General features: G+C 39.7%; 17 protein-coding genes. 12 read left to right on the top strand and 5 right to left on the bottom strand.

What is annotated here, in order from left to right:
- Window positions 1-976 precede the first annotated feature (976 nt).
- From ACWIB3_RS10935 to ACWIB3_RS10955, 5 genes are all read right to left on the bottom strand, one after another.
- Window positions 977-1,717: a dienelactone hydrolase family protein gene (locus ACWIB3_RS10935; RefSeq protein WP_185211977.1), complete on the bottom strand. Its 741-nt coding sequence runs from the start codon at window positions 1,715-1,717 to the stop codon at window positions 977-979.
- Between the two features lie 16 nt (window positions 1,718-1,733).
- On the bottom strand, window positions 1,734-2,600 hold the full coding sequence (locus tag ACWIB3_RS10940) for an NAD(P)-dependent oxidoreductase (RefSeq protein ID WP_454291603.1): 867 nt from the start codon (window positions 2,598-2,600) through the stop codon (window positions 1,734-1,736).
- An 8-nt stretch (window positions 2,601-2,608) separates the two neighbouring features.
- The gene (locus ACWIB3_RS10945) at window positions 2,609-3,724 is read right to left on the bottom strand and encodes an aldo/keto reductase (RefSeq protein ID WP_454291604.1); all 1,116 of its coding nucleotides are present in this window, start codon (window positions 3,722-3,724) and stop codon (window positions 2,609-2,611) included.
- A 101-nt stretch (window positions 3,725-3,825) separates the two neighbouring features.
- Window positions 3,826-4,761, bottom strand: coding sequence for a DUF1801 domain-containing protein (locus tag ACWIB3_RS10950; RefSeq protein WP_454291605.1), 936 nt, complete (start codon window positions 4,759-4,761; stop codon window positions 3,826-3,828).
- A gap of 11 nt (window positions 4,762-4,772) precedes the next feature.
- Window positions 4,773-5,225, bottom strand: a complete 453-nt coding sequence (locus tag ACWIB3_RS10955; RefSeq protein ID WP_185217913.1) for an SRPBCC domain-containing protein — start codon at window positions 5,223-5,225, stop codon at window positions 4,773-4,775.
- A 241-nt stretch (window positions 5,226-5,466) separates the two neighbouring features.
- Here ACWIB3_RS10955 and ACWIB3_RS10960 point away from each other — a divergent pair, with 241 nt between their 5' ends.
- The 12 genes from ACWIB3_RS10960 (at window position 5,467) to ACWIB3_RS11015 (ending at window position 12,268) form a co-directional block, all read left to right on the top strand.
- The gene (locus ACWIB3_RS10960) at window positions 5,467-6,318 is read left to right on the top strand and encodes an alpha/beta fold hydrolase (RefSeq protein ID WP_454291606.1); all 852 of its coding nucleotides are present in this window, start codon (window positions 5,467-5,469) and stop codon (window positions 6,316-6,318) included.
- Between the two features lie 96 nt (window positions 6,319-6,414).
- Window positions 6,415-6,831, top strand: coding sequence for an SRPBCC domain-containing protein (locus tag ACWIB3_RS10965; protein ID WP_454291607.1), 417 nt, complete (start codon window positions 6,415-6,417; stop codon window positions 6,829-6,831).
- Window positions 6,832-6,843: 12 nt separating this feature from the next.
- Window positions 6,844-7,239, top strand: a complete 396-nt coding sequence (locus ACWIB3_RS10970) for a VOC family protein (RefSeq protein WP_185211971.1) — start codon at window positions 6,844-6,846, stop codon at window positions 7,237-7,239.
- 1 nt (window position 7,240) lies between these two features.
- Window positions 7,241-7,693, top strand: a complete 453-nt coding sequence (locus ACWIB3_RS10975) for an SRPBCC family protein (protein WP_254530077.1) — start codon at window positions 7,241-7,243, stop codon at window positions 7,691-7,693.
- A 2-nt stretch (window positions 7,694-7,695) separates the two neighbouring features.
- Window positions 7,696-8,130, top strand: a complete 435-nt coding sequence (locus ACWIB3_RS10980) for a DUF1801 domain-containing protein (protein ID WP_454291608.1) — start codon at window positions 7,696-7,698, stop codon at window positions 8,128-8,130.
- Window positions 8,131-8,204: 74 nt separating this feature from the next.
- Complete coding sequence (locus ACWIB3_RS10985; protein WP_454291609.1) at window positions 8,205-8,621, top strand: DUF6157 family protein; 417 nt, start codon at window positions 8,205-8,207, stop codon at window positions 8,619-8,621.
- 117 nt (window positions 8,622-8,738) lie between these two features.
- Window positions 8,739-9,221, top strand: coding sequence for an SRPBCC family protein (locus ACWIB3_RS10990; protein ID WP_454291610.1), 483 nt, complete (start codon window positions 8,739-8,741; stop codon window positions 9,219-9,221).
- Window positions 9,222-9,281: 60 nt separating this feature from the next.
- The gene (locus tag ACWIB3_RS10995; protein WP_185211966.1) at window positions 9,282-9,728 is read left to right on the top strand and encodes a VOC family protein; all 447 of its coding nucleotides are present in this window, start codon (window positions 9,282-9,284) and stop codon (window positions 9,726-9,728) included.
- Window positions 9,729-9,823: 95 nt separating this feature from the next.
- On the top strand, window positions 9,824-10,201 hold the full coding sequence (locus tag ACWIB3_RS11000; RefSeq protein WP_313258058.1) for a VOC family protein: 378 nt from the start codon (window positions 9,824-9,826) through the stop codon (window positions 10,199-10,201).
- Window positions 10,202-10,231: 30 nt separating this feature from the next.
- Window positions 10,232-10,807: a dihydrofolate reductase family protein gene (locus ACWIB3_RS11005; protein WP_313258060.1), complete on the top strand. Its 576-nt coding sequence runs from the start codon at window positions 10,232-10,234 to the stop codon at window positions 10,805-10,807.
- A 91-nt stretch (window positions 10,808-10,898) separates the two neighbouring features.
- Window positions 10,899-11,723 carry a VOC family protein gene (locus ACWIB3_RS11010; protein ID WP_454291611.1) on the top strand — a complete coding sequence of 275 codons (825 nt, stop codon included), beginning with the start codon at window positions 10,899-10,901 and terminating at the stop codon, window positions 11,721-11,723.
- A 14-nt stretch (window positions 11,724-11,737) separates the two neighbouring features.
- Entirely contained in the window at window positions 11,738-12,268 is a 531-nt protein-coding gene (locus ACWIB3_RS11015; protein WP_454291612.1) for a DUF1697 domain-containing protein, read from the top strand.
- The last annotated feature ends 7 nt before the right edge of the window (window positions 12,269-12,275 follow it).

Genomic DNA, 12,275 nt, shown 5'->3' on the forward strand with positions numbered 1-12,275 from the left:
GCGTCAATCTTAGATAGTTTGGTTTGGCGAACAGTTCTGCACCTTTGCTGCAACATGACGGGACCTGAGGGAGGAGAACCGTACAGGTTCTTCACTTCACTCAGAATCTATTTTTTTTAGTCATACTGAGGTTCATCCGAAGTATCTCGGAGCAATGCAAACCTAATATAAAAGAATTTGGATTGGCGTACAGTGCGTCAATCTTAGATAGTTTGGTTTGGCGAACAGTTCTGCACCTTTGCTGCAACATGACGGGACCTGAGGGAGGAGAACCGTACAGGTTCTTCACTAATCGTTCAGGATCAAAATGCGCTAAAGGGGGATTCAGAGTGAAACGAAGAATCTATTTTTTATTTTTTTTGGGAATTTGGGGTCATTCCGAAATCGTAAGATGAGGAAACCATTTTTTTTGATTTAATTCCATTTAGAATGATCTATTGAAAAATATTTCACCCACGCTGTGGGTTGGCCATTTCAAACATCCACTTTCTACAAAGATTCCACCCCGGCTGTGGGGTCTAGAAACAAACATTATCTTTCCGAAGGAACCCCTTTAGCCTCTGGCTCATTTCCAATGGCGGTAAAATGGAAAGAATACCGTTGCCATGTGGGATGGGATTGGCCTTGGAATGCTTTCAAGAGATCATCCCATCAAAAGGGATGATCTCTTGAAAGATATTCCCGACAACAAGGTATTCTTTTCATGTGTGCCGGATAGAGCGAAAAGCCATCTTAAATGAGCCGAAGCATTTTGGTTACTTTTGGGCTTCAAAAGTAACTAAGAAAATTATTTGAAATCCAAAAATAAGGGTGATTTCAATTGAAGTGGGAGATGCGAAAAGCCATTTTAGATAAACCAAAACCGTTACGGCTACAAGTTGTTTTTTGGTATCCTAGAGTTTGATCCAAAAAGGCAGAATAAAGCCCCAATTCCTTGGGGCCTAAAACAATAAATAATTTTAATGAATAGAATCCTTTATTTCAAGGCCTCTTTCAAAAACATGAGCGTATGATTCCATGCGCGTTTAGCCATCGTTGGATTATAATCAGGAGATTCCGGATTTGTAAAAGTATGTTTGGAATTGGCATAGGTAATGATCTGCCAATCTGCTTTCCCATCATTTAATTCCTTGACCAAGCCCTCATAATGTTCCGGTTTTACCCCAGCATCATCTGCGGGGTGCTCGACCAATACTTTGGCTTTGATTTCGCCATTTGGTCGGTCGGCAGCTTTTGCTAGTCCTCCATGGATGCAGACCACTGCTTCTACTGGTAAACCTCCCCTAGCCGTTTCTAACGCTCCGGTACCACCAAAACAATAACCTATAACAGCGACCTTGGTTGCCCCAGCTTTCTTTAGCTCATCTATGCCCGCTTGGATCCTTTTTTGATAAGCTTGGTAATCATTCTTATACTGCGAGGACAATTTTGAAGATGCGGCATTATCCGCTGGTGTATTGCCGACTCCATAGATATCAGCAATAAAAGCGATATAACCCTCTTTTTCAAGTGCTATAGCGGCATCTTTTGCCTCCTGATCGATACCCTTCCATGCCGGGAGAATGAGAACTCCTGGAAGTTTTTGGCCCGCATTACTGCTGACCATCCCTTTTAAGGCCTGATTACCTTCTTTATAGTCCACTTCTTTGAGCTCTTGGCCAAATGCCGCATTGCTCAACAGCAGACTTAATAAAATTATAAAAGATTGATTTTTCATAATTTATAGTTTTGATTTACGATTCTAAATTTCCATGCTCTTTGATGAATGGGATAATGCTCATGACATCCATTGTAGCAAACCCAGCATCCTTGGCTCCCTGATAGGTCTTTAGGATATCTTGGGTCAATGGGTAATCAGCACCGGCATCTACCGCCAATTTTACATCTTTCAGCATAAGGTCAACCGAAAAGGCTGCGGGGAATTCATTCTTGATGATGGAAGCGGTCTTAACTTTGGAGGCTCCACTACCGCTGGCGCTTTCATTGATAATGCTCATCATATCTTCTCTAGATATTCCCATTTTTTCTGCAAACAGAACAGTTTCAGCCATTCCTTGATATAATATGGACAGGTAATAATTGATACAGAGTTTTGCCGAAACACCCTTTCCATTTTTACCCATATATTTCACCTCCTTGCCCATCAATTCCAGATAAGGCATAATGCGCTGTTTGTCCCCTTCCTCGGCACCGACCATAAAAATCAAGGTTCCCTCTTTGGCTGGCTGGGTACTACCAGCAACTGGCGCATCGATAAAACTGGCACCTTTCGATTTCGTGATTTCAGAAATGGTCTTGGAAGCATCTTGGGAAATGGTACTCATATCCACAAACAACTTCCCTTTGATGTCCATGGTCAATATCGTCTCGTAGACGGCATGTACGGCATCATCATTGGTCAGCATAGTAAAAATGATATCGCAGTTCTTTACGAGGCTTCCGATATCATTGCAAGGAGTGCTTTTTTCAGCAAAATCTTGCATTTTCTCTGCAGTCCTGTTGTATACATAGAGGTCCAATCCAGCTTTTTCTAGATTCTTTGCCATTGGCTTCCCCATATTTCCCAAACCGATGAAGCCGATTTTATTTTTTATATCCATGCTGCAATTTAAGCATTTGGTACTGGAGCTTGTTCAGAAATAATCTTTTCATGTTTCAGCTCATCCCAGAATCCACTTGGTATTTTCACCTCAAAGGAAGCTGCATTTTGCTTGGCCTGTTCTGCTGAACTAGCTCCAGGAATAACAGAAGACACCACCTCTGGTGCTGCTGAAAATTGCAGAGCTGCTGTCCTGAGATCAACCTGATGGTTATCGGCTACCTGTTGAAGCTGTTTTAGCTTTTCGGCTGCAAATTCAGGGATCTTGGATCCATAGAGGTACCGAGGCTTGCCGGCTAGGAAACCCGCGCATAGTGGAGCGCCTACCACAATGGATAAACCTTTTTCGGCAATTTTAGGAAAGACCTGGGTAAGGTCGTCCTCATAATGGATCAGGGAATATTGGCAGGCTGAGAGGAAAATATCCGGATCTGCTACCTCCATCGTCTTTAAGATAGGTTCAATCGTATTGACCCCTAATCCCCAAGCCTTGATGATTCCCTCCTCACGCATTTTGGTCAGTTCCTTAAATGCTCCATTCTTTGCCGTTTCAAAATATGAGAGCCAATCTTTCCCCATATCGCCATTGTCGGGAGACAGATCATGGACAAATACAATGTCCATCGACCCAATGCCTAATCGCTGTAAACTATCTTCAACCGATTTCCTTGCCCCTTCAGCCGAATAATCATATTTATAGGAGGCATTCATTTGCCCCTTCCACATCAAACCTTCTTGTTTGTAATTATCGTGCGGCACCAATATCCTTCCAATCTTGCTGGATATGCTGTATTCCTCCTTGTTTTTTTCTTTCAGATACAGGCCCATCCTTCTTTCACTGATACCTAGGCCATACCATGGCGAAGTGTCAAAATACCTGACTCCAGCATTCCAAGCCGCATCCATGGCTTCATGACAAGCCAGGTCTGTGTTATGATTAAATCCATTTCCTAACGCTACTCCTCCAAAACCACTAAGAGTTTTGGGACGAAACCTTCCTGATTGATTGTTTTTTTCCATTAAATTTTCTTTGCTTATCGGTCTATTTCCGGCATAGGATTTCCAGCCTAAGGAAAGGCTGCAACCTAAAACTAAACCTTGGTTGATAAAATCTCTTCTATTCATTCATTGATTATTTAAAGATTTATGAAAACCCTCTATTAACTGAACAGATAAAATTTGTATTTGTTGTATTAAAACAAAAAAAGCCTATCATTAAGATAGACTTATTTCTTGTATTTATCGTGTAAACCTTTTCCTTCGAGGATCAAAGGTTTTATTTTTTCCACCCGACTGAGTTTGGTTTTCTCTTGTTTGGCTTCGTCAATGTATTCGATATATTCTTTTTTCTTTCCGGGAGTAAGCTTTTCAAATGCTTCATTGAATATCCTGTCTTTCGCAAGCTCTTCTTTCAACAGGCCATCCACTTGTTTTGGGGCAGAACGGTCTGGTTTGATTTCCTTTCCATCCTTGATGGTCTGTACGGACTCTTCGATATAGGCTAGGATTTTCTTTTCATCCATATCCTTGATATCGGTAAACCTCCATTGCCTTAAAGATTTGGTTTTTCCTTCCGAAGCTGTAACCAAAACTTGTTCTTTATCCTCAAGGAAAACTCCATTGTAGAACCACAAAGAAAAGAAATCCTTGAATCCACCCCATCCAATGACGTTCTTACCTTCGTAAGTATAGACATCGGATCCCCATTTAATTTCTCGCTTGAGTGGCGTTTTATTCTTTAAGACGATTTGGTTCATCAGTTCCTGACAATCGTTCCAGCGTTCATTTTTGGTTTCCCAACTAGGATATTCCTTTTCTTTTAATCGCTCGGCATTGAATTGGACGATATCTGTAATTAATTTTTCAGGCAGCGCTTGGTCCAATGGAATTTGAATGGCTCCTTTTGAGGTTTTATATGGCTTAAGGGCATCTGCAAAATGTTCGATAGCTTCTGTTCCGGGATACAGTCCAAGGTGATTTTTGAACATGGCAAAATGGATCAAGTTTCCATTATACCTAAAAGTTGGCATCCTGTAATTGATAGTTTCCTTGGCTTCATTTGGAGCCGCTTTTTTGATGATTGCGCGAACATCTTTCAATGTTTTTTGGGCTTCCCCATCAAAGCCTGCAATGTATTCATCGATATTGGTAAATGTTGACATAGGTAATCAGCTTAAGGTTTCATAAAATCAAAAGCCCCTTTTCTCAGGTTAATCCCATATTCAAGGCTAGCTTTCAGCGATGAAAGAAAATTAGCCCAACCTTCAGTTTGTCCAATGGCTTGCTTTATACCTTCTTCATTGACCGGCATATAGCTTTCCTTGATTCGGACTACCGTAAAATTATCATGGAAAGGTTCCAAAAAGATCTCTACCATCATCCCTTCTTCGCCTCCACTCCAATCAAATGATATGTAATCGTATGCCCGGATAAATTTTCCGGTTACCGGAAAGATATCTTCAAACTCAGGAAACTTCCATTCTACCGTCACTCCTTCCTCTAATCTTCCACTCGATCTTTCAATAAAGTAATTGCTCATTTTTTCAGGATCTACTATAGCCTCAAAAACCTCTTCGATAGGTTTCAAGATCTGTATCGATGCTCTCGCACTTAGATTTTCGTTCATGTTGTTTTATTTGATAGTGTAAACCTAATTGAGTGTTATGCTAGGCTGAAAATGGATTATTAAAGTAGCTCTAGTTTTGTTAACGCCCTCAATTATAAATCTAATTTAATGTTTAATTTATCTTGAAAAAGATATTATTTATAAATCCATCCTAATGGACAGAATAAAACAGAAAAGATGATTACATTGTTTTATCATTAACGACGGACTAATTTATACAAAAAACCAGTTTACATAACATATGATGGATAAGATTGTACAGCATCAAAACATCAGTTTATTTTCTCAATCCTTTGGAAATAAAAGAAATCCTGCCGTGGTACTGATTGCAGGAGCAACAGTTTCCATGTTGTTTTGGGACAGCGAGTTTTGCCAAAAGCTGGCGGACAAGGGTTTGTTTGTGATTCGATATGATTTTAGGGATACCGGTCAATCCACTTCTGTGCCTGAAGGTGAAGCAAGCTATGACATTGTAGATTTTGCTGAGGATTTGGTCGCTATTATAGATGCCTATGAAATTCCGGCAGCGCATTTAGTCGGTATATCTTTGGGCGGAATGATTGCGCAGATTGTAGCAATCAAGCATCCTGAACGGGTAAAATCTTTATGCCTATTCAGTACGATGCCATGGGGAGATTCGGACATTCCCGTCCCGGAAATGGACCCTATGATTTTAGAATTCCATGCAAAAGCAGCTGAAATTGACTGGGAAAATGAAGACAAGGTCATCCATTATTTGCTGGAGGGATCCCATTTGATGAGTGGCAAAAAACCTTTGAACGTTTTGCGAGCAGAGAATTATTTACGGGAATCCTATCGCAGGGCAAAAAATTTCAGGAGCCAATTCAATCATGCCAGTATTGCCGGCGGTATGGAATACTATAATCAGTTGGATAAAATCAATGTTCCGGTCTTGGTGATCCATGGTACAGAGGATATTATCTGTCATTTTCAAAACGCCATATCCCTGATGCAAAAAATAAAAGGCCAAAATTTGGTTGTGCTTGAGGGTACAGGCCATGAATTGCATGAGGAGGATTGGAACCTGATCATCAATTCGATCAATAACCTAGTGAAGATTGGGGAGCAATAAATTATTTCTTGCCATAGGGCAAGTTGATGTAAATATTAATCCTCTAAATTCGACTAACACAAGAAAAAACTATAACTAACACAAGAAAAAACTATAATGGAAAAGAAAAGAATTCACATTGAGACCTTAATCAATGCTCCTATTCAAACAGTTTGGGATGCTTACAATAATCCAGAAGATATTAAACAATGGAACCATGCATCAGAGGATTGGCATTGCCCCTCTTCTGAAAATGACTTACGCGTTGGTGGTAAGTTCAAAAACAAAATGGCAGCCAAGGATGCCAGTTTTGAATTTGATTTTGAAGGCACCTATACGGAAGTTACCGCCATGAACAGCATATCTTATGTATTGGGGGACAATCGCGAAACGGACATCAAGTTTAAAGACGAGAATGGAAAGACAGCTGTCAGCATTGACTTTGACATGGAGGCTTCAAATCCTGAGGATATGCAAAGGGAAGGCTGGCAAGCGATCTTGGATAATTTCAAGAAACACGTGGAAAGCAAATAAAAAACGAAGAACATGACAGAAAAGAAATATAAAGCAGGTCAGATCGTATGGGCAGATCTGACGACCAATCAAGCTGATTCCTTGAAGGAATTCTATAAAGATGTCATAGGTTGGCAGGAATATCCAGTAGCCATGAAAGATGGCGAGGAATCTTACAACGATTACGCGATGCTCTATGACGAGAAGAATCCAGCTGGAGGCATTTGCAACCAACGGGGAATCAATGCGAGCATCCCTCCACAGTGGATCATGTATGTCTGCGTAGATGATGTGGCAGCTACACTGGAAAAGGCTATTGCCCGTGGCGGAAAGCTTGTGCATGAAAACAAGAAAGCCGATGGCACCTATAATTATGTAATCATTCAGGATCCAGCTGGTGCAGTTTTTGGGTTCGGTAAATTCCAATAAAATGAAAACAATATATTTTAGCGAGCAAATCAATGCTGATGCAAAAACTGTTCATTCCAAAATGCTAACCCGGGATAGTTATCGGGAATGGACAAAACCCTTCAGCCCTACATCAGATGTAAAAGGCAATTGGGAAGAAAATTCGAAAGTAAAGTTTCTATCCTTGGATCAGAATGGCAATGAGGCTGGAATGGTCTCGGTAATAGACAAGAATATCCCTGGAGAGATCGTGATCATCCGACATCTGGGCATGTTTGACCAGAACGGCGAAAAATATGAAGGTCCAGGAATTGACAATTGGCGAAATGCGCTGGAGATCTATAGGTTTAAGGAAGAAGGCGGGAAGACAAATGTCCTCTGCTCTTTGGAAATTTCTGATGAAGATGATCTACACATGTTTGATGAAATGTGGCCTGATGCATTAAAGAAATTAAAGGAAATCTGTGAACAATAGTTATGGCTAAAGTAAAAACGCAATTTACTGCAGATGATGTCTATGCATATATCGATGAAATAGACAATGAACAAAAGAAAAAAGACTCCTTGGCACTGATTGAGCTGATGGAAGAAGCTACTGGAGAACCAGCAATAATGTTCGGACCAAGTATTATCGGTTTTGGTCAATATCATTACGTATATCCTACGGGGCATCAGGGCGACGCCCCTTTATTGGGTTTTTCTCCTAGGAATGCTGCCATATCCCTATATGTATTTACCGGATGTGAGGAACATAAGCATCTCTTGGAAGGTTTCGGAAAATTCAAGATGGGTAAAGCCTGTATCTATATCAAAAAACTGGAGGATATAAACATTAATGTTCTCAAGAACATGATGAAAGAATCGATTGCATTTATTTCAGATAAATACGAAAGGATCCATCCAGAAAAATAAACTTAATGTTTGCAGTTGACAAACTGTTGTCACTCCAAGGCCCTAATTTTATTCTGTAATCCAAAGAATGTATCATGAAAGTACATAGCACGAATTATTACAACACGTTGATCACTGTGGCTGAGGACTGTAAAACTTTAAAAGGTGAAATACCACCTCTAAAGATCGACAAATTGACTGTTGCCAATATGCAATATGATAGACTGATGAAAGAACCTGCAAAGGTTAATTCAGATGATCTGATCTTTGACATCCATGCGCAAAGGAAAGATTTACTTGAGGAGGAATTGGGAGAAGAACGAGAAAAATTCTATTCCAAAGGCCAAGCCTGTTTAAGGGCCTCACCTCTTGCAAAAACCTATGGATGGGGTATTTATTACGATTCAGAAGGTAAAATACGGTTGATAAACAGTTCTAGCGATGAATATCAAACCATGTTAAGGGATGACTCGATCAAGAAGCTCCCAGCCATGCGTTCTTCTAAAAAATAGCTGACCATTCCATTTTTTTGAACCGAAGTTTCATTACTTGTCCTATGGCAAGTGGATTCCTTGAGTCGCTCCGTACCTTAGATTTACTATTTGAAGAAAAAACAAAACATATAAGCCATGGAAAAGAAATTTCAACATCAGATCAAGGAGAACGAAGTCATCATCACACGTACATTTGAAGCTTCTCAAGAACAAGTATGGAATGCATTTACCGATGCTAAAATATTAGACGAATGGTGGGCTCCCAAACCTTGGAAATGCAATACCAAAGAACAGGATTTTTCTGTTGGAGGACGCTGGTTATACAACATGACCGGTCCAAACGGAGAGATCCATTGGTCCTACCTACACTATAAAGAAATTGACCCTCAGAATTATTATACGGGAGAAGATGGTTTCTGTGATGAAAATGGAAACCCAAACAAGGATTTTCCAAGTTCAACCTGGAGGAATGACTTTTCTTCCAGTGATGGGGTCTGCACAGTGACCTCCTCTTGCAAGTATGACTCGGCAGAGACCCTTAAATCCTATTTGGATATGGGCTTTCTCGAAGGCTATGAAATGGGATTGAACAACTTGGAGGCTTTACTGAAAAAGTAATCATAGACAACAAAAAATTAGACACATTAATTAAATATAAACCAGAAAAATTAAAACATTATGGCAAAGGTTCATGCTTATTTAAACTTTAACGGTGATTGTAAACAAGCTTTTGATTTTTATCAGAAGGTTTTCAAAACAGAGGTCCAAGGGACATATCTATTCGGTGATATGCCAGCAGATCCAAATTTTCCACCTCTACCTGAAGATGCCAAAGGAAAGGTCATGCATACCTCCCTGCAAATCAATCCTGATACCATGTTGATGGGTTCGGATGTAGTGGAAGGTTTCGGACATAAACTGACCAATGGAAACTCTATTTATATCATGTTGGATGTACAGACTCCTGAAGAAGCCAAGGAACTTTTCAATTCGCTTTCTGCAGGAGCAAGAAATATTGAAATGCCATTGGAAGAAACTTTCTTTGCTGAACTTTATTCTTCTTTCCAAGATCAATTTGGCATCAATTGGATGATCCATTTTGAAGGAAACAAGAAAATGGGTTAAAAGACCTCTGATCACTAACAATTAATCAATCAGTACCACATTTTCTGAAATGTGGTACTGATTGCTAAGGAATTCATTTTATTGCAAGGTATCGTATGGGAAAATTCAAACTCAATGCTAGCAACAATATCGCATTAAAGATTCCAGAAGATTCATTCGAAAAGACATTACATTTCTATCGGGATATACTCTTGATGGATACCGAGGAAATTAAAGTAAATGACCCTTCCGTCAGCAGGTCAGCAAAGGTATCCTTTGGTCCTATCTGCCTTTGGTTAGATGCAGTTCCTAATAGAAAAGAACCGAAAGTACTATTTGAACTCAGCACAGACCAGCTTCATAAAGCTATTGCTTATTTTAAAGCTAATGATATTGAGCTGGTCAATCCTGATGAAGAAGGATTAGAAAATGTGGATTGGATCAGGGATCCTGCAGGAAACATCCTTCACTTATCCACTGAAAACAAAGATTAGTAGCTCGGCTTCTAATAAAAATCACACGTTATGAGAAAATTAATCGTACAAGAATATGTTTCGGTGGACGGTTATGCGGCCGACCGTGATAAAACCACCAGTTTCTTTGATGGAACGCGCATGCATATCGGAAAAGAGGTAGATACGTATATGGTCGAATTCATCAAAACCATTGACAGCATCCTGTTAGGTAGAAAGACCTATGAAATGTTTCTGGACTTTTGGCCTAATGTTGATCCTTCCCAGGAACCAGTGGGACCTGGTCTGAACGCCACAGAAAAATATATTTTCTCCAATACATTGGAATCTGTTTCTTGGGGCGATTGGGATTCAGCCACCTTGGTGAATGAAAACTTTGCAGATTTCATTCATGAATTGAAAGCAAAACCAGGAAAGAATATAGTAGTCTGGGGAAGCCTCAGTTTAACGAAATCCTTGTTTGAGGCCAAGTTAGTAGACGAACTACATCTCATGGTCTGTCCGGTAGCCATTGGAAAAGGTTACCATTTTTTATCCGAACAGGAAGAACTTTTGAAGTTAAAATTAGTGTCGAACAATTCCTTTCCATCATCTGTTGTAAACTCGATATATCAAGTTTTGTATTAGGTGCAGAATCCAATAAAATAGCGTAGCCATGTCCTTTATCGAAGAAATTATACTCCTCACTCAATTAAACGATATTATAAACTATAAAATAATGGCAAACAAGATAATCCCTTCACTTTGGTTTGATAACCAGGCTAAAGAAGCATTTGATTTTTATACGGATGTATTTCCAAACAGCTCAATCATTAAAGACAATGGCGTCGTGGTTGAAGTCAATATCATGGGTTTGAACTTTATTGGGATCAATGGCGGTCCTATTTTCAAACCTACCCCAGCAATTTCCTTTATGCCGGTCTTTGAAAGTAGAGAACAGATTGACCAGGTATGGAACAAATTGTTGGATGGCGGTCAAATATTGATGCCATTACAGCAATATCCTTTTTCTGAATACTATGGATGGATTGCTGATAAATATGGTTACAATTGGCAGCTGTATTATGGACAACTGGAAAATGTCAACCAACAAGCAATTGTCCCTACCTTGATGTTCTGTGCTGAGCAACAGGGAAAATGTAAAGCGGCATTGAAGTTCTACGAAGAATTATTCCCAGATTTTGAGTTACAAGGCGTTTTGGAATATCCAGAAGGTCCTATAAAAGGACAGGTCCAACATACGCAATTTAAGGCAAATGGAGTGATCTTGGCTGCCATGGACTCTGGAGTTCCTCAACCATTCAGCTTCAATGAAGCTACATCAATGACCATCGTATGTAAAGATCAAACGGAAATCGACTATTACTGGAATAAAATTACCGAAAGCGGCCAAGAAAGCATGTGTGGCTGGTGCAAAGATCAGTTTGGGGTAAGTTGGCAAGTGGTTCCAAAGGACATCAGTAAATTGCTTCAGAATAAAAATGCTGCTGATGCACTCATGAAAATGAAAAAAATTGAGATATCTTCGTTAGTAAATGCTTAACGAGAACACTAATTATGCAATATATTATCTTCTTAAGGGCAGTAAATGTTTCAGGCAAGAACCTGATCAAGATGGCAGAATTAAAAGAAAAGCTCGCTAAAGCAGGCTTTCGGGATGTGCAAACCTATATTCAAAGTGGCAACATCGTCCTGCAGTCGGATGAAGATTCCGAAAAGGTTGCAACACAAATTAAATCGTTGATCCTTCAAGAGTTTGGGTTAGATATCTCGGTCTTTGTTCTCACAGAAGAAGAATTAATGGCCTCACTGGAGGCTTGCCCCTTCCCTTCTGAATTTGCTCCGAATCATGTTTTCATTACCTATTTGGACAACCAGCCTGAAAATGCTGCTTTAGAAGGTTTTAAAGCTATTGATCTTGGACAAGAGGAATATTTGCATAAAGGAAAACTATTCTACTTTTATTTGCCTTCGGGGATGGCAAAAAGCAAGTTGAACAATAATTTCATTGAGAAGAAACTGAAAGTGAATGCAACTGGCAGGAACTTGAATACCATTAACAAAATGCTAACGTTGATAACTAAATAATATCAAA

It is taken from the genome of Sphingobacterium sp. NPDC055431 (genome assembly GCF_053644255.1).

Coding starts and splice junctions, on each gene's coding strand:
- ACWIB3_RS10935 (WP_185211977.1), bottom strand. CDS start 1,717: ATGAAAAATCAATCTTTTATAATTTTATTAAGTCTGCTGTTGAGCAAT.
- ACWIB3_RS11000 (WP_313258058.1), top strand. CDS start 9,824: ATGGGAAAATTCAAACTCAATGCTAGCAACAATATCGCATTAAAGATT.
- ACWIB3_RS10995 (WP_185211966.1), top strand. CDS start 9,282: ATGGCAAAGGTTCATGCTTATTTAAACTTTAACGGTGATTGTAAACAA.
- ACWIB3_RS10950 (WP_454291605.1), bottom strand. CDS start 4,761: ATGTCAACATTTACCAATATCGATGAATACATTGCAGGCTTTGATGGG.
- ACWIB3_RS10970 (WP_185211971.1), top strand. CDS start 6,844: ATGACAGAAAAGAAATATAAAGCAGGTCAGATCGTATGGGCAGATCTG.
- ACWIB3_RS10940 (WP_454291603.1), bottom strand. CDS start 2,600: ATGGATATAAAAAATAAAATCGGCTTCATCGGTTTGGGAAATATGGGG.
- ACWIB3_RS11010 (WP_454291611.1), top strand. CDS start 10,899: ATGGCAAACAAGATAATCCCTTCACTTTGGTTTGATAACCAGGCTAAA.
- ACWIB3_RS10980 (WP_454291608.1), top strand. CDS start 7,696: ATGGCTAAAGTAAAAACGCAATTTACTGCAGATGATGTCTATGCATAT.
- ACWIB3_RS10985 (WP_454291609.1), top strand. CDS start 8,205: ATGAAAGTACATAGCACGAATTATTACAACACGTTGATCACTGTGGCT.
- ACWIB3_RS10955 (WP_185217913.1), bottom strand. CDS start 5,225: ATGAACGAAAATCTAAGTGCGAGAGCATCGATACAGATCTTGAAACCT.
- ACWIB3_RS10965 (WP_454291607.1), top strand. CDS start 6,415: ATGGAAAAGAAAAGAATTCACATTGAGACCTTAATCAATGCTCCTATT.
- ACWIB3_RS10990 (WP_454291610.1), top strand. CDS start 8,739: ATGGAAAAGAAATTTCAACATCAGATCAAGGAGAACGAAGTCATCATC.
- ACWIB3_RS10975 (WP_254530077.1), top strand. CDS start 7,241: ATGAAAACAATATATTTTAGCGAGCAAATCAATGCTGATGCAAAAACT.
- ACWIB3_RS10945 (WP_454291604.1), bottom strand. CDS start 3,724: ATGAATAGAAGAGATTTTATCAACCAAGGTTTAGTTTTAGGTTGCAGC.
- ACWIB3_RS10960 (WP_454291606.1), top strand. CDS start 5,467: ATGATGGATAAGATTGTACAGCATCAAAACATCAGTTTATTTTCTCAA.
- ACWIB3_RS11005 (WP_313258060.1), top strand. CDS start 10,232: ATGAGAAAATTAATCGTACAAGAATATGTTTCGGTGGACGGTTATGCG.
- ACWIB3_RS11015 (WP_454291612.1), top strand. CDS start 11,738: ATGCAATATATTATCTTCTTAAGGGCAGTAAATGTTTCAGGCAAGAAC.